This window comes from Dryocola sp. LX212 (assembly GCA_041504365.1).
Taxonomy (GTDB): domain Bacteria; phylum Pseudomonadota; class Gammaproteobacteria; order Enterobacterales; family Enterobacteriaceae; genus Dryocola.
Genome location: CP167917.1, coordinates 1,116,045 through 1,134,722, shown reverse-complemented (window position 1 = coordinate 1,134,722; position 18,678 = coordinate 1,116,045). Strand labels below are relative to the sequence as shown.

The 18,678-nt window shown below is 55.9% G+C and carries 15 protein-coding genes, 1 other RNA gene and 4 pseudogenes; 9 read left to right on the top strand and 11 right to left on the bottom strand.

Annotation, left to right across the window (positions count from 1 at the left end; all coding sequences use genetic code 11):
• Positions 1-20: 20 nt before the first annotated feature.
• A pseudogene (locus ACA108_05405) lies at positions 21-941 on the bottom strand (methyl-accepting chemotaxis protein).
• 18 nt (positions 942-959) lie between these two features.
• Here ACA108_05405 and ACA108_05400 point away from each other — a divergent pair.
• Together ACA108_05400 and ACA108_05395 are read left to right on the top strand one after the other, a co-directional pair.
• Positions 960-1,525: pseudogene (locus ACA108_05400) on the top strand (2OG-Fe(II) oxygenase family protein).
• A 122-nt stretch (positions 1,526-1,647) separates the two neighbouring features.
• Positions 1,648-2,252: pseudogene (locus ACA108_05395) on the top strand (methionine ABC transporter permease).
• 44 nt (positions 2,253-2,296) lie between these two features.
• On the opposite strand, the pseudogene ACA108_05390 reads toward ACA108_05395, so the two are convergent.
• Positions 2,297-2,437: pseudogene (locus tag ACA108_05390) on the bottom strand (GntR family transcriptional regulator).
• A gap of 133 nt (positions 2,438-2,570) precedes the next feature.
• Here ACA108_05390 and ACA108_05385 point away from each other — a divergent pair.
• The gene (locus ACA108_05385; GenBank protein XEX96971.1) at positions 2,571-4,130 is read left to right on the top strand and encodes an EAL domain-containing protein; all 1,560 of its coding nucleotides are present in this window, start codon (positions 2,571-2,573) and stop codon (positions 4,128-4,130) included.
• A gap of 6 nt (positions 4,131-4,136) precedes the next feature.
• On the opposite strand, the gene norR is transcribed toward ACA108_05385, so the two are convergent.
• Positions 4,137-5,654: a nitric oxide reductase transcriptional regulator NorR gene (gene norR / locus ACA108_05380; GenBank protein ID XEX96970.1), complete on the bottom strand. Its 1,518-nt coding sequence runs from the start codon at positions 5,652-5,654 to the stop codon at positions 4,137-4,139.
• A 226-nt stretch (positions 5,655-5,880) separates the two neighbouring features.
• On the opposite strand from norR, the gene norV reads away from it, so the two are divergent.
• A complete protein-coding gene (gene norV, locus ACA108_05375) occupies positions 5,881-7,320 on the top strand; it encodes an anaerobic nitric oxide reductase flavorubredoxin (protein ID XEX96969.1) in 1,440 nt (479 codons plus the stop codon).
• Positions 7,317-8,450, top strand: a complete 1,134-nt coding sequence (gene norW, locus ACA108_05370) for an NADH:flavorubredoxin reductase NorW (protein XEX96968.1) — start codon at positions 7,317-7,319, stop codon at positions 8,448-8,450. Before norV ends, norW begins: the two co-directional genes overlap by 4 nt.
• A gap of 769 nt (positions 8,451-9,219) precedes the next feature.
• Here norW and ACA108_05365 read toward each other — a convergent pair.
• On the bottom strand, positions 9,220-9,573 hold the full coding sequence (locus ACA108_05365; GenBank protein XEX96967.1) for a DUF1428 domain-containing protein: 354 nt from the start codon (positions 9,571-9,573) through the stop codon (positions 9,220-9,222).
• A 241-nt stretch (positions 9,574-9,814) separates the two neighbouring features.
• Here ACA108_05365 and ACA108_05360 point away from each other — a divergent pair, with 241 nt between their 5' ends.
• Positions 9,815-10,456 (top strand): helix-turn-helix transcriptional regulator, encoded by a 642-nt coding sequence (locus ACA108_05360; GenBank protein XEX96966.1) that lies wholly within the window; start codon positions 9,815-9,817, stop codon positions 10,454-10,456.
• Positions 10,457-10,480: 24 nt separating this feature from the next.
• Here the strand turns inward: ACA108_05360 and ACA108_05355 are convergent, their stop codons facing one another.
• Both ACA108_05355 and ACA108_05350 read right to left on the bottom strand, forming a co-directional pair.
• Positions 10,481-11,305 (bottom strand): GNAT family N-acetyltransferase, encoded by an 825-nt coding sequence (locus ACA108_05355; GenBank protein ID XEX96965.1) that lies wholly within the window; start codon positions 11,303-11,305, stop codon positions 10,481-10,483.
• A gap of 89 nt (positions 11,306-11,394) precedes the next feature.
• Entirely contained in the window at positions 11,395-12,009 is a 615-nt protein-coding gene (locus tag ACA108_05350; protein ID XEX98022.1) for a YitT family protein, read from the bottom strand.
• A gap of 89 nt (positions 12,010-12,098) precedes the next feature.
• Here ACA108_05350 and ACA108_05345 point away from each other — a divergent pair, with 89 nt between their 5' ends.
• Entirely contained in the window at positions 12,099-13,529 is a 1,431-nt protein-coding gene (locus tag ACA108_05345) for a PLP-dependent aminotransferase family protein (GenBank protein ID XEX96964.1), read from the top strand.
• Positions 13,530-13,678: 149 nt separating this feature from the next.
• Here the strand turns inward: ACA108_05345 and ACA108_05340 are convergent, their stop codons facing one another.
• Both ACA108_05340 and ffs read right to left on the bottom strand, forming a co-directional pair.
• Positions 13,679-14,392 (bottom strand): helix-turn-helix domain-containing protein, encoded by a 714-nt coding sequence (locus ACA108_05340; protein XEX96963.1) that lies wholly within the window; start codon positions 14,390-14,392, stop codon positions 13,679-13,681.
• A gap of 245 nt (positions 14,393-14,637) precedes the next feature.
• Positions 14,638-14,734, bottom strand: an RNA gene (gene ffs, locus ACA108_05335) — signal recognition particle sRNA small type.
• Between the two features lie 171 nt (positions 14,735-14,905).
• On the opposite strand from ffs, the gene ACA108_05330 reads away from it, so the two are divergent.
• On the top strand, positions 14,906-15,217 hold the full coding sequence (locus ACA108_05330) for an MGMT family protein (GenBank protein XEX96962.1): 312 nt from the start codon (positions 14,906-14,908) through the stop codon (positions 15,215-15,217).
• Between the two features lie 29 nt (positions 15,218-15,246).
• Here ACA108_05330 and ACA108_05325 read toward each other — a convergent pair whose 3' ends face one another.
• A complete protein-coding gene (locus tag ACA108_05325; protein XEX96961.1) occupies positions 15,247-15,822 on the bottom strand; it encodes a YbaY family lipoprotein in 576 nt (191 codons plus the stop codon).
• 216 nt (positions 15,823-16,038) lie between these two features.
• Between ACA108_05325 and tesB the strand changes: the two genes are divergently transcribed.
• Positions 16,039-16,899, top strand: coding sequence for an acyl-CoA thioesterase II (gene tesB / locus ACA108_05320; protein ID XEX96960.1), 861 nt, complete (start codon positions 16,039-16,041; stop codon positions 16,897-16,899).
• A gap of 89 nt (positions 16,900-16,988) precedes the next feature.
• Here the strand turns inward: tesB and amtB are convergent, their stop codons facing one another.
• Both amtB and glnK read right to left on the bottom strand, forming a co-directional pair.
• Positions 16,989-18,275, bottom strand: coding sequence for an ammonium transporter AmtB (amtB, locus tag ACA108_05315; GenBank protein XEX96959.1), 1,287 nt, complete (start codon positions 18,273-18,275; stop codon positions 16,989-16,991).
• 31 nt (positions 18,276-18,306) lie between these two features.
• On the bottom strand, positions 18,307-18,645 hold the full coding sequence (glnK, locus tag ACA108_05310) for a P-II family nitrogen regulator (GenBank protein XEX96958.1): 339 nt from the start codon (positions 18,643-18,645) through the stop codon (positions 18,307-18,309).
• Positions 18,646-18,678 lie beyond the last annotated feature (33 nt).

Genomic DNA, 18,678 nt, shown 5'->3' with positions numbered 1-18,678 from the left:
TGGCTATGTGCCCGAAAAGATTAGAGTTTAAAGCTGGCGACAACGAGTTCGAGCTGGCGGGTCTGTTCGGACATAGAGAGCGAAGCGGAAGAGACCTCCTGCACCAGCGCCGCGTTTTGCTGGGTGGTGCTGTCAAGCTGGTTGATGGCCTGGTTCACCTGCTGGATGCCGGTACTCTGCTCGCGGCTGGAAGACATGATCTCCCCCATTAGGGTAGCGACGTTGCGCACGCCCCCCATCAGCTCATCCATGGTGCTTCCCGCCTGGGTCACCAGATCGGTTCCATAATTTATATTGCTCACCGATGCCTCGATCAGCGTTTTAATCTCTCTTGCTGACTGTGCGGAACGCTGGGCCAGGTTACGCACCTCGGCAGCCACCACGGCAAAGCCCCGGCCCTGCTCTCCGGCTCTCGCCGCCTCTACCGCCGCATTCAACGCGAGGATATTGGTCTGGAAAGCAATGCTGTCAATCACGCTGATAATATCCACCACTTTGCCGGACGAATGCTGGATGGTATTCATAGTGCTGACGACCTGTTTTACCACTTCTCCGCCCTTCTCCGCCACGCTGGAAGCCTCATGAGCCAGTTTGTTGGCATGGGCTGCGTTGTCCGCATTCAGGCGTACCGTACTGGTCAGCTCTTCCATGGAAGCCGCGGTTTGCTCAATGGAGCTCGCCTGTTCTTCTGTACGGGCAGACAGATCCTAGTTGCCGGTGGCAATCTGGTGCGAAGCGGAAGTTATCGCATGCGCGCTCTCCCCGACCTGACGCAGCATATCTTGCAGGTAGCCGATCACCCCGTTGAAGCTGTTGATAATGGCGTTGAATTCCGGGCTGCTCGTTGGCTCAAGGCGTTGAGTCAGATCGGCGCCCCCCGCAGAAAGCCGGCTGATATTGTGATTTAAATCGGCAAGGCGATGCATAAAGCTGCGGATAAACAGTTCGCGGCTGCGGGCTGGCGAGAACAGTTCGATTTGGGCGCTGAACGCCCGGCAGTAGAACACGCTGAGGGTCAGCCAGCCTGGAAGCGCCTGCAGGGCTCGAATTTATGGCCGGAAGCGCTCCCGGAGCTTAAGCTTACGCTGCTGCAGGCCTTCGTCGAAGCGCTGGCCCTGCCCACGACAGCTTTGATGCGCTGTACGGCAGCAAACCGAATGAGCACATCAAGTTAATCCGCTATCCCGGCCAGCACGCCACCCACTGCGACCAGGGGGTAGGCGCGCATAAAGATTCCGATTTCCTGAGCTTCCTGCTTCAGGATCGGCAAAAAGGTTTACAGGTTGAGGTTACGCCCGGCAGCTGGGTGGACGCTCTGCCGCTCCCCCGCAGCTTTGTGGTCAATATTGGCGAACTGCTGGAACTTGCAGCCAACGGGTATTTGCGCGCCACCGTGCACCGCGTCGTTTCGCCACCGCCGGACGAAGAGCGCCTGCCCATCGCGTTCTTCCGCGACGCGCAGCTGGACGCCGTGGTGCCGGTGTACGCGCTCCCGCCGGTGCTGGCCCGTGAGACGCCCGGCCCGCTGGCTAATTTGCTGGTCGATCCTTATTCCCGCCTGCGCAGAGCCCTTCTGCCGGACCGCCAGGCAGAGCAGGCATTTTTACAACGTCACAGCGTGGAAGGCAGACTGTTATGCGAAGTAGCCTGAGCTGGGAAGATTTATGGACACTGCTGCTGGAAGGTTCGCTGGACACGCTATATATGTGATTGGCCTGCCGCTCGGCGTCCTGCTGTTTATCACGCGGCGGGATGGCGTTTTGCCCGCCCCGCGCACGAACGAGATTTTGGGCAGCGTGATTAACGTTGGCCGCTCGCTGCCGTTCATTGTATTGCTGATAGCGTTAATTCCCCTGACGCGCATCATCGTTGGCACCACCCTCGGCAGCACCGCCGCCGTGGTGCCGATAACCATCGGCGCGTTCCCGTTTTTTGCGCGCGTGGTTGAAAGCTCGCTGGACGAAGTGGACAAAGGCCGCATCGAAGCGATCTTATCGATGGGTGGTAACGCGTGGCACGTGATTGGCAAAGTCCTGCTTCCGGAAGCTCTTCCGGCGGTCATTGCGGGCATCACCTTAACGGTGGTTATGCTGATAGGTTTTTCGTCGATGGCGGGCGTAATTGGCGGCGGCCTGGGCGATTTAGCCATTCGCTACGGCTATCAGCGCTTTAGTAATCAGGTGACGGCAGGCACCATTATTAGCCTGGTAGTGCTGGTGCAGCTTGTGCAAAGCACCGCCGATAGCCGTTAGGATTTTTCGCGAACCAGCAGCGTGGTCAGAACAAACGACAGCACCAGCGCCTGGCGAATGGTGAAGCGAGAAACGCCATAAATCTCAGCAAGCTGCCTTTCAGACGGCAGCTTATTTAACGTCTTACCGCTGCGCTGGTAAACTTTGCTGAGCAGATCCTGGGTCACAAACTCACTTTTTTTCATGGCCTTCTCAATTCACGCTTTTCACGACTTTCCTTTGCGGTGGAACATATCATCCCCCCCTGGCTGGGCTAGACTTAGCCTGAATATTAAACACCATTAAAAACCAAGCCTTTTTGTTCGGACTACATAATCGATGGCAAACAGAAAACTGGTTGGCCTTGTCAATGGCGTGCTGATCCTGGCGGTGATGCTCCCTATTCTGCTGAGTATTTATCTCGCCCATTATAAGGCAAACCAGGTCTTTCATGCGGAGCTGGACGATTTCGCCGCCCGCGCGCTGGTTCGCACCAGCCGGGTTATCGCTCAGTCTACCGCCGCCGTCGAAGAGATAAACCAGGGCAACGATTCAACCTGCTCTCGTGCCCACGTGCAGGCTATGCGTCGCGTGGCGCTGAACTATCGTTATATTCAGGAAATCCTTTTCGAAAAAGACGGTCATATCCAGTGCTCCTCATTTCAGGAGTACAGCGACGGCGAGTATATTGGCGACCCGGATAAGGTCGGCAGAGAAGGATTCAGCGCCTGGTATACCAACAATACCGATTTGGGCTTCAGGCGCACGATGATCTACATCGGCAAGCCGCCGCACATAGCAGCCATCGATCCTGGTTCTTTTATCGACGTGATCCCCTACGGCGGCCAGACGATGAATATCGCCATGATCGGCCTGAACAGCAATCAGGTGATTGCCAGCAGCCTCCCCATTCTCCCGAACGCGTGGGCGACGCAGATAAAGAAGGGCGGACGGAGCTATGAATATCAGGGCTCAGCCTATTTTATTCGCCGCGAGGAGAATCTGGGCCTGGCTATGATTACCTGGGCGCCCCTGCGCCAGGGCTGGTATGAACAGCTGCTGGTCTGGCTGCCCATTGGCGTAGGGTTTAGCCTTGCTGCGGGACTGTTTATTACCCGCCTCTTGCGGCGGCTGCAGTCACCCCAGGCGCGTATTGCAGATGCCATTAAAAACGATGAATTTTCCGTGGAGTACCAGCCGATTGTGGCGCTACAGACCGGTGAATGCGTGGGGGCAGAAATTCTGCTGCGCTGGCAGATGCCCGACGGCAGCTCGCTGAGCCCTGACGTTTTCATCCCGCTGGCCGAAGAGACCGGCCTGATAACCACCATCACCGAACAGGTGATTGATAAGCTGTTTTCCGAAATGGGGAACTGGCTTCACACCCATCCGGGCCACCACATCTCCCTTAATCTTGCGCCCTGCGACGTGCGCAGCAACCGCGTTCTGACCATCATCCACCCCTATCTGGCCAGATATTTCATCAAGCCGCAGCAAATTGCCTTTGAGATAACCGAGCGTGGCTTCTCCGATCCTAAGCTCACGGCGCCCGTTATCGAGCAGTTCCGCCAGGCCGGTCACCCAATTTATATCGATGATTTCGGCACGGGTTACTCCAGCCTCAGCTATGTTCAGGACCTGAACGTCGACGTGCTGAAAATCGACAAGTCCTTCGTTGACGCGCTGGAGTACAAAAAAGTAACGCCGTACATTATCGAGATGGCAAAAATGCTCAGTATCGCGATGGTGGCCGAAGGCATTGAGACGGCGGGCCAGGCCGCGTGGCTGCGCCAGCAGGGCGTGCAGTTCGGCCAGGGGTGGCTCTACAGCAAGGCGCTGCCGAGAGAAGAGTTTATCGAGTGGGTAAGCCGCAATCACGCCCCTGCCGACGAGGCGTAAACGGCTTCACTTCACGCCCAGCCGCTTCGCCAGCCGGTGAAGGTTCGCAACGTCAAGACGAAGCTGGCGGGCAGTTGCCGCCCAGCTGCTGCCGTTAGCCTCCAGCGCCTGAACAATTACCCGGCGCTGAAATTCATCCGTTGCCTGGCGTAAGTTATCCACGACAGGGGTTAGATCTACCGCTGCGGCAGGCAACGCTTGCGGCATCACTTCCGCCAGTTGAAAATGCTGTGGTTCCAGCAGCAGTTCGCCTGCCGGACGCCCTGCCCGCGCAAGCACAATGGCGCGGTAAATAGCATGTTCCAGCTCTCGGATATTGCCCGGCCAGTCATAGCGATGAAGCAGCTCACGTGCGCCAGCGCTTAGTACAACCTGTTTCAGCCCCATTTTCGCCCGGCTTTGCTCACAGAAAAATCCCGCCAGCAGCGTGATGTCGTCGCCCCGCTCGCGCAGAGCAGGCACATGCAGCGGAAAAACGCTCAGGCGATGAAAGAGATCGGCACGAAACTCCCCGGCGAGCACCTGCTGCTTAAGATCCCGGTTGGTTGCCGCCAGCACTCGCACGTTCACCCGCTGGCTGCTGTCATCGCCCACGCGCTGGATATCACCGTACTGTAAAACCCGCAGCAGCTTCGCCTGCAGCGTCAGCGGCAGCTCGCCAATCTCATCCAGAAAGAGCGTACCGTTATCCGCCATCTCAAACTTACCGGTACGATGGTGGATGGCACCGGTAAACGCGCCTTTAACGTGCCCGAACAGCTCGCTTTCCGCCACGCTCTCCGGCAGGGCCGCACAGTTCAGATAAACCAGCGGGTTTGCCGCCCGCGCCGAGCCGCTGTGGATAGCCCGCGCCACCAGCTCCTTCCCGACGCCCGTCTCCCCGGTGATCAGCACGTTCAGATCCGATCCTGCCACAATCTCGATCTCTTTTTTAAGCTGCTCAATGCCAGTCGATAAGCCGACCATCTCGCCGCCGTCGTTTTTTCTGGCCGCTGGCACGACGGCCGCCGCTGGCGTCTGGTTTTCCAGCTGTTCCATCAGCAAGGCGGTGTTCAGCGCCCCGGCGACCAGCGCCCCCACCAGCCGCAGCTCTTCATCACTAAAGCTGTCGAACTGCAGCGGGTTCATGCCGTCCACGGTGAGCGCGCCAATAAGATTCTGATCGGCAAACAGCGGCAGCCCGAGGCAGGCATGAACCTTCAGGTCGCTGTGCTGGGGGATTAGCCCGTCATACGGATCGGGCAGCTCGCTGTCCGCGGGGAAACGCACCACGTCCCCGGCTCGGGCAATGGCTTCAAGCCGCGGATGCGCGTCGAGGGCAAAGCGCCGCCCCAGAACATCCTGCGCCAGGCCGTCAATCGCCAGCGGGCGAAACTGCCGATCCTCATAGCGCAGCAGCGCCGTGGCGTCGCTCCCCAGCAGCTGACGCAGCGTGCGAATCAGGCGGGCGAAGCGATCGGGGTGGGCAATCCCGCTTTGCAGGTCAATGGCGATGCTGGCAAGAGAGGTGATGGACAGGCTCATAGGCGGCTCCTTTAGCAAGAGCGTTTACCCTACGCCTGGACAGTCAAAATGACAACAGCATTGTCATTTTGACTATTAATTGCAGGGTCATAATGACCATTACATTAAACTAAACTTAAAAAATCATTTAATTATCAAAAAGATAAAAACTGGCACGCAACTTGTAATAAGAACCTCACGCAGCCCGCTTTCGGGTGATGAAAATTAATCAAACTACGAGGTTCCTATGGCCATTCAGGTTAAAAACAACATTCATTGGGTTGGGCAACGTGACTGGGAAGTACGCGATTTTCACGGTACCGAATATAAAACGCTGAAGGGCAGCAGCTACAACAGCTACCTGATCCGTGAAGAAGAAACCGTGCTTATCGATACCGTCGATCACAAATTTAGCCGTGAATTTGTGCAAAACCTGGCAGGCGAAATTGATTTGAATACGCTCGACTACATCATTATCAACCACGCCGAAGAGGATCACGCGGGCGCGCTGACGGAACTGATGTCCCGCATTCCGAATACGCCAATTTACTGTACCGCTAACGGCGTGGACTCCATCAACGGCCACCACCACCATCCGGAATGGAATTTTCATATCGTCAAAACCGGCGACAGCCTGGACATCGGCAACGGCAAGCAGCTGATCTTTGTGGAAACGCCGATGCTCCACTGGCCCGACAGCATGATGACCTATATGACCGGCGACGCGGTCCTGTTCAGCAACGACGCCTTCGGCCAGCACTACTGCGACGAGCATCTGTTTAACGATGAGGTCGATCAAACAGAGCTGTTCGAGCAGTGCCAGCGCTACTACGCCAACATCCTCACGCCGTTCAGCCGCCTGGTGACGCCGAAAATCACCGAGATCCTCGGCTTCAACCTGCCGGTGGAGATGATTGCCACCTCCCACGGCGTGGTATGGCGCGATAACCCAACGCAGATCGTCGAGCTTTATCTGAAATGGGCCGCCGACTATCAGGAAGATCGCATCACGATTTTCTACGACACCATGTCCAACAACACGCGCATGATGGCTGACGCCATCGCGCAGGGGATCGCTGAAGCCGATCCGCGCGTGGCGGTGAAGATCTTTAACGTCGCCCGCCATGACAAAAATGAAATCCTGACCAACGTGTTCCGCTCCAAAGGGGTGCTGGCCGGGACGTCCACCATGAATAACGTGATGATGCCGAAAATTGCGGGCCTGGTTGAAGAGCTGACGGGCCTGCGCTTTCGCAATAAGCGCGCCAGCGCCTTCGGCTCCCACGGCTGGAGCGGCGGCGCGGTAGACCGTCTTTCCACGCGCTTACAGGACGCCGGGTTTGAAATGTCGCTGAGCCTGAAGGCGAAATGGCGTCCGGATATCGACGCGCTGGCGCTGTGCCGTGAACACGGGCGTGAAATTGCCCGTCAGTGGGCTACCACTCCCCTGCCTGCCCAGGCTGCTGTCGCTGAGCAGAACACCGTCGAAGAAGCCAAAACCTGCGCCAATCTCGGCCCGCGCATGCAGTGCAGCGTTTGCCAGTGGATCTATGACCCAGCGACCGGTGAACCGATGCAGGACGTCCAGCCCGGCACGGCCTGGCGCGACGTGCCGGACACCTTCCTCTGCCCGGAATGCTCGCTGGGGAAAGACGTTTTTGACGAACTGGCAACGGAGGCAAAATGAGCGCGGGCATCGTCATTATCGGCTCGGGCTTTGCGGCCCGCCAGCTGGTCAAGAACATCCGTAAGTACGACGGGGAAATCCCCATCCGCATGATTGCGGCGGACAGCATGGACGAATACAACAAGCCCGACCTGAGCCACGTTATCAGCCTTGGCCAGCGGGCCGGGGAGATGAGCAGGCAGCGCGCCGGGGAGTTTGCCGAACAGTACAATCTCAGGCTCCATCCCCACAGCTGGGTTTCGCAGATTGATACTTCTACCCGCACGGTAACCTGCGGCGAACAGGCGTGGCCGTACGACAGGCTGGTGCTGGCGACAGGGGCCAGCGCCCTGCTCCCGCCTGTTCCGGGCCGCGAACTGCTGCTGACGCTAAACAGCCAGCAGGAATATCGGGCGAACGAATCCGTGCTGCGCGACGCCCGGCGGGTGATAATTCTGGGCGGCGGACTGATCGGCAGCGAACTGGCAATGGATTTTTGCCGGGCGGGCAAGCAGGTCACGGTGGTGGACAATGCCGCCAGCCTGCTGGCTTCGCTTATCCCGGCAGAGGTGGCCGGTCGACTGCAACAGCGGCTGAATCAGATGGGCGTTGAGCTGCTGCTGAATCAGCGCCTGGCCTCACTGTCCAGAACCGAAGAGGGAATGGAGGCGGAGCTGGAGAGCGGACGAACCGTAAAAGCTGATGCCGTTATCGCGGCCATTGGCCTGCGTCCAGATCTGGGCCTGGCACAGCGTGCCGGGTTGAAGGTAAATCGCGGTATACAGGTCGATCGGCAGTTAAGGACGTCAGATGCGCATATCTATGCAATAGGCGATTGCGCGGAGATTGACGGTAAAGTTCTGCCCTTCCTGCAGCCAATCCAGTTCAGCGCGATGACGCTGGCGAAAAATTTGCTGGGTGCCGCGGAAGCTGTGAAGCTACCGGCTATGCTGGTCAAGGTCAAAACGCCAGAGATGCCCTTGCATCTGGCAGGAGAAACGCAGCGCGCCGATCTGTGCTGGCAGCTGAACGTCGAGCCGCAGGGGCTCATCGCGAAAGGCTTCGATGAAGACAGCCGGCTGCGGGCATTTATTGTCAGCGAAGCCCATATGAAACAGGCGTTTGGGCTGCTGCGGGAGCTTGAAATTTAGTTCCGGGACCCTCTCCCTGAAAGGGATGTCGCTTATTCAGATATTTGAAACAGTTACTGGCGAGATCGAGAAGGTTCCGTTCACTTTGCGTCAGGTGGTATATGTTGCTGCCGAACCGGTGAACGACCAGAGGGTGTTAGCCGTCACACCCTCTGGGCTCCCGACTCCCGGCAATAAATCGCCACCTGCGGCGGTAAACCTCCATTTTTGGCTCCCTGTCCGGGTCGGTTGCGATTCGTTCCCGACGATCACAACCTCCAGCCGTTCCCGACGGCTGGACCCGGCCATGAAGCCAAAAATGGAGGCGATTTAAGCCGGACCCAACACCCTCGCTTTAACTTTCATGAATGACTTATCTCCGGTGTCGCTGTAGGTTTCAAAGCGATGCTATTTCTGATGTTATTTCTGGCTTAAAGCGACACCCTGTTCCCGGCTTAAATCGCTCCGGTTTTTGCCCTTCAGGCAGGGTCACGTTGTCGGGAACAATGTGAGAGAGCGATCGTCGGGAACGAATCGCGAACGACCCTGCATGTTGGGTAAAAACCAGAGTTTACCGCTTCAGCGGCGATTTATTTGCCGGGCGCCGGGGTCGCCAGGGGATTGGCGTAAATCCCCTGGCACGTTCACCGTTCGCAACGGTAGCAGGGATAGCAAGACGTACGGGGGAACGGAATACCCGCAGGTTATCAGATCCCCCCTGACGTATGACCGGGGTAGGTTGTGACTAAGAGACAACTCCCCCATGGCGAGAGGGTTTGAGTGCGGGAAATCACTCATCCAGCAGCGGCATAAAGCCGCCGTAGATCATTCGCTTGCCATCAAAGGGCATCGATTCGCCAAACTCCTTCATGCGCGGATCGGACATCATTTTCGCGTTGGCCGCGTCGCGAACCTCTTTTGAGGGATATTCAATCCAGCTGAAGACCACCTCTTCGTCATCCGTGGCCTTCACCGCCATGCGAAAATCGGTAAGCTTGCCGTCGGGCACGTCATCTGCCCAACACTCAACGATGCGCAGCGCACCAAACTCCTTAAACAACGGTGCCGCCCTGGACGCCAGCTCTCGATAGGCGTCCTTATTGGCGGCGGGAACCGCTACGACAAAACCATCAACATAATGCATTGTGACCTCCACTGAGTGGGGAATACGGGCAGATAATTTCCATCCGTTATGATTACGCCAGATAAGTGTAGTAGCTGAAGGAGGCGACGGCTAACAGGCTGGCGATAATAATTACTTAATGAATATCTACTCTTTTATTGGACTCGCCTAAAAATTGACAGAATTTGCCTGCTGGGGGAGAATATTTTCCCATTGTTTATTTCTTACTCATTCAGTTTCGACAATACCAGGTGCTAAGACCATGAAAATATTATTCTACGATGACAATGAATTCTATAAGCATGGATTGCAATTATACCTCAATGAAGTCGTTTCAAAAGAATATAATTTAGACTTAAATATTACAACAATGCGCCCTGAAGAGGTTTCTGACGTTAACCAGGATGTGGCGCACGCGTTCGCCGATGCCGATATCATCTTTAATGCGACTGACATTTACAGCCCTTTGTATCCCAGGCTGATTGTCAAAAAATTGAAAGTCCAACCCCTATTGATAAACATAGCAAAAAATCGCAGAACCACGCGCACCAGGACGATACTTGACTGCGTTAAAAATACTATTTCAATAGACCGAAAAATAAAATTTAATACAATCGGTTCCCTGATTGTCTCTGCGCCATTAATCAGCAGCCGATCCATGTGCAATAAAGAACATCAGGATTGTAAAAAATGTTTTTCTGAAAGACTTTCTGCGCCGCAAAAATTCATAGCGTCTTCTTTGCATCTTGGTCATAGCATTCAAAAAATTTCAGCCACGATGAATATTAAATACAGCTCAGTGAATGCTCATAAAAGAGCGATTATGCATAATTTCGATCTCCTGACGAACCGCGAACTCTCTCTGTTTTTGAAATATTATCATGAGATGACGACAGCCGAATAAGTAAAACAACGCCTTAGCGCCGGTTCAAAGTCTTAACAACATTTCATATTGCGTGACGGGATCATGCTGATAGCCGCAGCTAAGATACAGTGGGGCGAATTGCTCAGGCACAGAACAGGCCGTGGACAGCCCCGGAAAACGCTCCTGCAGCAGCGTCAGTATTTTTTTCGCTTTACCCTGGCCGCGCGCAGCGGGGGCAACGTACAGCATACGTAGTTTAGGCTGCTTCGCATGAGGTATGACCATCGCATAGGCCGCCTCGTCCAGCCCCCACGCTTTACCCGGCAATTTATAGAGGGTTTCCGCAGCGCTAAGCCAGGGCAAACGCAATCGGCTGTCTGCAAGCATTTTCTTTGCCATCAGCAGCGGGTCGATTTCCACCAGATCGCCCGTCGCCTGGAATGTTCCCGACCCCGTCCCGTGAAAGCCAACCAGCGTCTGCTGCCGCACAAAGCCCATGCGTTCGTAAAGCGCGATGCCGCTGTCGTTACCGACGATCACTTCCAGCCAGAAATTTTTGTCACCGCGCTGGCGCGCGGCATCGATGAGCTGTCCGATAAACTGCTTGCCGTAACCCTGCCCCCGAAGCTCAGGGCGAATAGCAAAAGCCGCAAGGCGGCAAGTCTGACCGCGCCGGGTAATCAGCGCGAGAGCCTTTGGATCGCCGTCCTGCAGCCAGACAACGCTGTCGTTGAGGATGATATCTTCTGAAGCAAAACGCGTGGTGAAGGTTTCCCCATCAATTGTGAACGGCACCAGATAGCCTTTAAAGCAGTGGGAAAGGATTTCTGCCAGCTGATAGCTGTTCCAGTTCGCTGCCGCTTTACTCATCACCGGGCTGTGCATCATGCACCTCTTAAAATAGACAGAATTGCTTTTAGAGATAAACATAGCCCGAGAAACCCGCAGCGAGAATCTTTTTCAGTCAGAGCTGCGAGTTATGAGACGCCCTCAGGCTCCACCCGCGGATCCTTTCCTCCAGGGATAATACGAAACCACGGCAGGCACAGCTGTATCAGCGGGCCGATGGCAAGCGCATAAAGTACGGTGCCCACGCCTAGCGTGCCGCCCATCATCCAGCCGGAAATTAGCACGGTCACTTCTATTGCCGTGCGCACGCTGCGCACCGACCAGCCGGTGCGGGCATTAATACCGGTCATCAGGCCATCTCGCGGGCCGGAACCAAATCCTGCTCCGATGTACATTCCCGTAGCAATGGCGTTTACGGCTACTGCAGACAACAACAGTATGCTCCGGGCAAAGAGCGACTCCAGCGGCGACATCATTGCCAGCGCGACATCTGCCGCCAGGCCAAGCACAATGACATTGCTTATAGTGCCCAGCCCTGGCCGTTGACGAAGGGGGATCCACAGCAGCAGTACCAGCGCGCCAACCAAAATCATCACCATGCCGATATTAAGAGAGAAAATTTTCGCCACGCCGAGGTGGAATACATTCCACGGATCCGCGCCCAAATCGGCCCGCACGAACATAGCCGTTGAAACACCGTAAAGCACCAGCCCGATATACAGCTGTAATAGCCGACGCATCATCATCTTATCCACTCCGCCTGAACCTGTGGCTTTACTTTCCGGCAAAGCGGACTGAATATTAAGGTCCAGTTATCATAAAGTGGACTGCTATGGCACAGCGCAGAACCGGCACGACGTCACTCATCAAATTATTGGGCCACTGGCATCAGCCCCTGCCCCGCATGCCCGTATACCGCCAGCTGGCAGATGGCTTACGCCTGCTGATCCTCGACGGCAGGCTGCCGCTGGAATGCCGCCTGCCCGGCGAACGTGAGCTGGCAACCAGCCTTGGCGTCAGCCGAACAACGGTGGCGACGGCTCTGGCCCAGCTGCGCGACGAGGGCTACTTAGCCAGCCGCCAGGGATCCGGCTCGGTGACCATGCTCCCGGAAAGCGGGAACAGCGTTTCTCCATTGCCGGGGTTAGCACCGATACTCGACCTTTCCGTCGCCGCGCTCCCCGCAGGCCCGGAGATCCATCATGCCTATTCAAATGCGCTTATCGCCCTGCCCGAACATATGGGCTCCAGCGGCTACGATCAGCAGGGTTTAGTCGAGCTGCGTGAAGTGATTGCCCGTGGTTATGCCGCCAGAGGCTTAGCTACCTCCGCGGATCAGATCATGCTGGTGAACGGTGCCTTAAGTGGCTTTGGCCTGATTCTGCGTCTGTTAACAGGACCGGGTGACCGTGTTGTTATCGATCATCCTACCTACCCGATGGCGCTGGAAGCGATCAAAGGCGCCTCCTGCCGCCCGGTATCAGTCAGCCTGCCGGATCGGGGGTGGGATACGGACGGCCTTGCCGCCACCCTCGCACAGACTTCTCCCCGCCTGGCCTATCTAATCCCAGATTTTCATAACCCTACCGGGCGCTGTATGGATACCGCTACGCGGGCAGCGGTGGCAGAGATTGCCGCCCGCACCCGTACGACGATCGTGGTAGACGAAACGATGGTTGATTTATGGTTCGATGCGCCACCGCCCCCGCCCCTGGCCGCATTCGATTCTTCGGACAATGTCATCACGCTTGGCTCGGCAGGAAAAAGCTTTTGGGGCGGATTACGCCTGGGCTGGATCCGCGCGTCAGCCAGAACCCTCGCCTCGCTTGCCCAGGTCAGAAACTCCCTGGATCTGGGCACGCCCGTTCTGGAACAGCTGGCCGCCATCCATCTGTTCAACGAGGCCGAAAGTTTTTTACCCCAGCGCAGGGCGATGCTGCGTCGCAATCAGCAAAACTGTAGCGAAGTGATAAGCGACCTGTTCCCCGACTGGCGTATACCCACCCCCCCTCAAGGCGGTCTCTCGCTGTGGATCGAGCTTCCCCGACCGCTGGCGACGCTGTTCGCAGCCAGCTGCGAATCCGTCGGTATACGCATTGGAGCAGGCCCGCGCTTTGGCACCGAGGGCGCGTTCGAAAGATTTTTGAGGATGCCGTATACGCTTGAACCCACGCTGATGCGCAACGCCCTGGAACGGCTGCAACCCGGCTGGCAATATCTGAGTCGGGAACGAGCAAATAGTTCGCGTGGGATGCTGGTGTAAGATTTGAATCCTGATATTAATAGCCGCGGAATACTAATTTATTCCGCAGCCAAAGATAATAATGTGAAAAGAGCAGCTCTTTGCGCAAACAAAGATTCTGTTTGCGCAATATTTCCAGCGTTCTTCGACAGAACCGAGCGGTAAAGAAATCAGTCGGGCAAATTGTTAATCTTCAGCTGATAGCCGCCGCGCTCATATTCAATATAATTGTTACGTTTCAGGGTGGTGATAACGTTAAGAATACTGCTGCGTGATAAACCGGTGCGCTCCTGGATGTAGTTCAAAATATTCACCTTATATTTTCTTTCCGCGGGCAGCTGGTCTAATTCGAGAAGATAATTATGCACCACCGGAGGCGTACGCTGATTGACTATCTGCAGGTCTCGATGGAGCATACCGGCGGTGTGCCAGGAACACAGTTTTGCAACTTCCTGCCAGAGCTGCAGCCGGTCTATCTCAGGCACAACCTGCGCCACGTCTACGCATATCAGCGTGCAGTCCGTTTCGGCACGCAGCAGATTGCACTGCATGGGGGTAAACATTTCCGTGAAACCAAATATGTGTGGCTGATTAGTCGTACCCAGCAGTAAGCCGTCCGCAATCCGCATGACGGACATCTCACCGCGTAGCAGCAGATACAAATAAGACGTTTCTTTTGTCCGCCAACCTATTCTTCTGCGCGCGCTGACGGTTACTTTCTCTCCCAATGGCCTCAGCGCGTCGATAAGTTTAATAATTTCCTCATGGGGGCGTGCCGGTGAAGTTAACACCATCTTCAATTCCTCTTTAACGCTAAAAATAATGCCAAATAAAAAACCACCCTGAGTATATATTGAAGACCTGTTAATTTCAGCCAGTGACATTTACCATCCGATGATCATTAATGATAATTTTGCATAAAGCAGCGTATTTTTCATACAATCAGCAAGAATAGTCTGAAGAGTCATTTATCGAGTAATAATCACATGGGGAATTTAATTAATATGCAGGAGTGAAAAAAAATAATTAAGAATATTTTCAAGAGAGGTATAAAAATTTAAACGCAGACGTTATTTTTGTGCGAAGAAAGGGTAACAACGGAGCCAGCACGAGCAGAATTGGGTGGGGGCCCTGCCAGCTACATCCCGGCACACACGTCACCTGCTGCGGCTGCTTCCTTCCGGATCTGACCGAGTTCACAAGTTAGTGTTGCGGGAGAACCAACAGGGCCCCCATTGAGAGCGTCAGTTCCCTGACGCGCAGGCGCATTATCCATGTTGACCCCGGCAATTGCAAGCCGCCCGCGGTCAGGTGTTGGTTTCTTGCGCAATCGACGTTTTACTTTGCCCGTGGCCCGTCAATGATTATGCTAGCGATGCCGTAATAAGGAGTTAGCGATGGATAATCACGATTCTTTCCCGCAGCGGGTTTACCAGATCATAGCCGCCATTCCCGAAGGCCGTGTCACCACCTACGGAGACGTTGCTCTGCTCGCGGGCTCTCCCCGTGCGGCACGTCAGGTGGGAGGTGTACTGAAGCGTTTACCGGAGGGAAGCAGGCTCCCCTGGCATCGGGTGGTTAATCGCCATGGCATCATTTCCCTGACCGGGCCGGATTTACAGCGTCAGCGTCAGGCCCTGCTCTCTGAGCGGGTTATGGTTTCCGGGGATGGGCATATCGATATGCAGCGTTACCGCTGGAACTATTAAGTAAAACGCCCCTTGCGGGGCGCTTAATGTCAGTACGTGGTTGGGGCTGGAACCGCTGAAGATGGGGTTACCTGCGTCGGCGACGTTGATGGCACGGTTGTTACCGCCCCGCCCCCAGTCTGCACAGGGACCGCCGTTTGCTGTACGGGAACCAGCGTCAGATCCGCTTTTGTCCCGCCCTGATTAATCACCGGCTGAATGGTATCGGTGATAAATACCAGCTTATCGTTCACGGTAATGGCCGCGCTCAGGATGATGCGCGCGTTCGGCTGAATGTCCGCCGGGTTAAACGGCAGCACAAAGCTAAACGGTGCCTGCTTCCCTTCGGTACGGGTGACTTTTTGCGCCAGAACCTTGGACGGTGCATCCGCAAGGGATGCGTCAGACAGCGTCACCGTCAGCACCGCATCCGGTGGCAGCGCAACTTTTTGGCGGATCCAGGCTGTACCGGTCACGCTTGGCTGTGCAATCGTCGATTGAGCATTAGCTCCCGCTGACGTTGTCGAGGCGGCAGGTGCCGGGGTTGGAATATCCGCAGACTTCTGCGCACATCCTGCCAGTGCAACCGCAACGGCTAAACCACTTAACATTGGCACAAGTTTCATTGATTTGTTCTCCTTATTATCAATGCGTTTGCGGGCGCGGTGTCCCACAAGTAATGAGCGGTGAAAACATGCTTATCAGGCTAAGTGTGGCACATATAACTGAATTTTGCCTGGAACGGCGGATCTCATCAGGTCGGGCCACTACGGGATTAATGTCGCTGACCTGTTATAATCAGGCTAGTTACCGGCCCGTTATCACTATTTCGAGGAAGTTCTATGAGTCAGGCGCTCAGCAATTTATTGGCATTACTCAATCTGGAAAAGATTGAAGAAGGGTTATTTCGCGGCCAGAGCGAGGACTTAGGTTTACGCCAGGTGTTCGGCGGCCAGGTGGTCGGTCAGGCGCTGTATGCTGCCAAAGAGACCGTGCCGGCAGAACGGCTGGTACACTCATTTCACAGCTACTTCCTGCGCCCCGGCGATAGCCAGAAGCCTATCGTTTATGACGTAGAAACCCTACGCGACGGCAACAGCTTCAGCGCCCGCCGCGTGGCGGCCGTCCAAAACGGCAAGCCGATTTTCTATATGACAGCCTCTTTCCAGGCACCCGAGCCGGGCTTTGAGCATCAGAAAGCCATGCCTCAGGCCCCTTTGCCTGACGCCCTGAAAACGGAAACGGATATTGCCCGCTCGCTGGAAAAATTCCTCCCGCCGCAGGTCAGAGAGAAATTCCTCTGTGAGAAACCGCTGGAGATCCGCCCGGTAGAGTTCCACAACCCGCTGAAGGGACATCAGGCTGAACCTGGCCGTCAGGTCTGGCTGCGCGCCAACGGCAGGATGCCGGACGATTTACGCGTCCACCAGTATCTGCTGGGCTACGCCTCAGATTTTAATTTCCTGCCAACCGCGCTTCAGCCCCACGGCATCGGTTTCCTCGAGCCGGGCATGCAGGTTGCCACCATCGACCATTCCATGTGGTTCCACCGCCCGTTTGATATGAACGAATGGCTGCTGTACAGCGTGGAGAGCACGTCCGCATCCAGCGCCCGCGGTTTTGTGCGCGGTGAGTTCTATACCCAGGATGGAGTGCTGGTTGCATCGACGGTGCAGGAAGGGGTGATGCGCAAGCGGAGTTAAGAACGTGTCGGATGACGCTGCGCTTATCCGACCTACGATTTTAAATGCAAAAAGGCGGAACATATGTTCCGCCTTTTTTATTCTGACCATTACGCGTTGTAAGCGTTCTCGCCGTGGCTGTTGACGTCCAGGCCTTCGCGCTCCTGCTCTTCCGGTACGCGCAGTCCGACGGTCAGGTCGGCCACCTTGAAGCCGATGAAAGCAACAACGGCGGACCAGACGATGGTCAGACCGATGCTCTCCAGCTGCACCAGCACCTGATGGCCCATGCTTACGCCTTCCGCGTAGCCTACGCCGCCCAAAGTCGTTGAGGCGAAGATGCCGGTCATGATGCAGCCTACGATGCCGCAGACGCCGTGGACGCCGAACACGTCGCAGGGGTCATCTACTCGCAGCCATTTTTTCAGCAGCGTTACGCCCCACAGACCAGCCAGACCCGCCACGATACCCACAATCAGCGCACCGCCGACGCCTACATAACCACACGCCGGCGTGATACCAACCAGGCCAGCGATAGCACCGGAACAGGCACCCAGCAGAGAAGGTTTACCACGCAGCGCCCACTCGCCGAACACCCAGCCGAGGACTGCCGCAGCCGTCGCCACAACCGTGTTAACGAATGCCAGAGCGGCGATTTCGTTAGCCGCGCTTGCGGAGCCTGCGTTAAAGCCAAACCAGCCGAAGTAGAGGATCGCGGTGCCGGTAAAGACCATCGGCAGGTTGTGAGGCTTGAATGCCTCTTTGCCGTAGCCTACGCGCTTGCCAACCAGGTAAGCGCCTACAAGGCCCGCCACCGCTGCGTTGATGTGAACAACCGTACCGCCCGCAAAGTCCATCGCGCCGTGGGATGCCAGCAGACCGCCGCCCCATACCATATGTGCGATCGGCACGTAGGAGAGCGTCAGCCAGACCAGCACAAAGATCAGCACCGCAGAGAACTTAATACGTTCGGCCAGCGCGCCGACAATCAGCCCGACGGTAATACAGGCAAAAGAGCCCTGGAACGCGACGTGAATGTACTGATAGAACGATCCCATCAGCGCTTTCAGCTCGATATTCTTGAGCATCACCCAGTCTAAGTTACCAAAGAAGCTGCCGCCGGTTCCGAAGGCCAGCGAATAGCCGTAAACCACCCACAGCACGCAGACCATCGCAAAAGTCACCGTCACCTGCGTCAGCATGGAAAGCACGTTTTTAGAGCGAATCAGGCCGCCGTAAAACAGCGCCAGCCCCGGTACGGTCATAAACAGCACCAGCGCGGTGCAAATCATCATAAAGGCGTTGTCTGCTTTATCAGCAACGGCCGGAGCGGCGAAAGCCAGGGATGGCGCAAGCGCCAGGGCTACGACGCCTAACGCAGAGGCAAATTTCTTCATTTTTTCTGTCCCTTTCACGATTGGGGAGGCGTTACAGCGCAGCTTCGTCGGCTTCGCCGGTACGAATACGGATCACGCGTTGCAGCTCGGCAACGAAAATTTTGCCATCACCGATTTTCCCGGTGTAGGCGGCTTTGCTGATGACATCGATCACTTCGTCGAGCTGGTCATCGGCAATGGCGACATCAATTTTCACTTTTGGCAGAAAGTTAACGCTGTACTCCGCACCGCGGTAAAGCTCGGCATGCCCCTTCTGACGCCCGAACCCTTTTACTTCGGTTACGGTCAGCCCCTGGATGCCGATTACAGACAGCGCCTCGCGAACGTCTTCGAGTTTAAATGGTTTGATTACCACGGTAACCAGCTTCATAGATTCCCCTCCAGTCAGACAATGGGTTGATGC

What these genes read in the sequence shown, in the direction of transcription:
- ACA108_05360 (XEX96966.1), top strand. Translation starts at nt 9,815, where the DNA reads ATGAAAATATTATTCTACGATGACAATGAATTCTATAAGCATGGATTG.
- norW (XEX96968.1), top strand. Translation starts at nt 7,317, where the DNA reads ATGAGCGCGGGCATCGTCATTATCGGCTCGGGCTTTGCGGCCCGCCAG.
- ACA108_05350 (XEX98022.1), bottom strand. Translation starts at nt 12,009, where the DNA reads ATGATGCGTCGGCTATTACAGCTGTATATCGGGCTGGTGCTTTACGGT.
- amtB (XEX96959.1), bottom strand. Translation starts at nt 18,275, where the DNA reads ATGAAGAAATTTGCCTCTGCGTTAGGCGTCGTAGCCCTGGCGCTTGCG.
- ACA108_05325 (XEX96961.1), bottom strand. Translation starts at nt 15,822, where the DNA reads ATGAAACTTGTGCCAATGTTAAGTGGTTTAGCCGTTGCGGTTGCACTG.
- ACA108_05330 (XEX96962.1), top strand. Translation starts at nt 14,906, where the DNA reads ATGGATAATCACGATTCTTTCCCGCAGCGGGTTTACCAGATCATAGCC.
- norR (XEX96970.1), bottom strand. Translation starts at nt 5,654, where the DNA reads ATGAGCCTGTCCATCACCTCTCTTGCCAGCATCGCCATTGACCTGCAA.
- ACA108_05365 (XEX96967.1), bottom strand. Translation starts at nt 9,573, where the DNA reads ATGCATTATGTTGATGGTTTTGTCGTAGCGGTTCCCGCCGCCAATAAG.
- ACA108_05385 (XEX96971.1), top strand. Translation starts at nt 2,571, where the DNA reads ATGGCAAACAGAAAACTGGTTGGCCTTGTCAATGGCGTGCTGATCCTG.
- tesB (XEX96960.1), top strand. Translation starts at nt 16,039, where the DNA reads ATGAGTCAGGCGCTCAGCAATTTATTGGCATTACTCAATCTGGAAAAG.
- ACA108_05355 (XEX96965.1), bottom strand. Translation starts at nt 11,305, where the DNA reads ATGATGCACAGCCCGGTGATGAGTAAAGCGGCAGCGAACTGGAACAGC.
- ACA108_05340 (XEX96963.1), bottom strand. Translation starts at nt 14,392, where the DNA reads ATGTCACTGGCTGAAATTAACAGGTCTTCAATATATACTCAGGGTGGT.
- glnK (XEX96958.1), bottom strand. Translation starts at nt 18,645, where the DNA reads ATGAAGCTGGTTACCGTGGTAATCAAACCATTTAAACTCGAAGACGTT.
- norV (XEX96969.1), top strand. Translation starts at nt 5,881, where the DNA reads ATGGCCATTCAGGTTAAAAACAACATTCATTGGGTTGGGCAACGTGAC.
- ACA108_05345 (XEX96964.1), top strand. Translation starts at nt 12,099, where the DNA reads ATGGCACAGCGCAGAACCGGCACGACGTCACTCATCAAATTATTGGGC.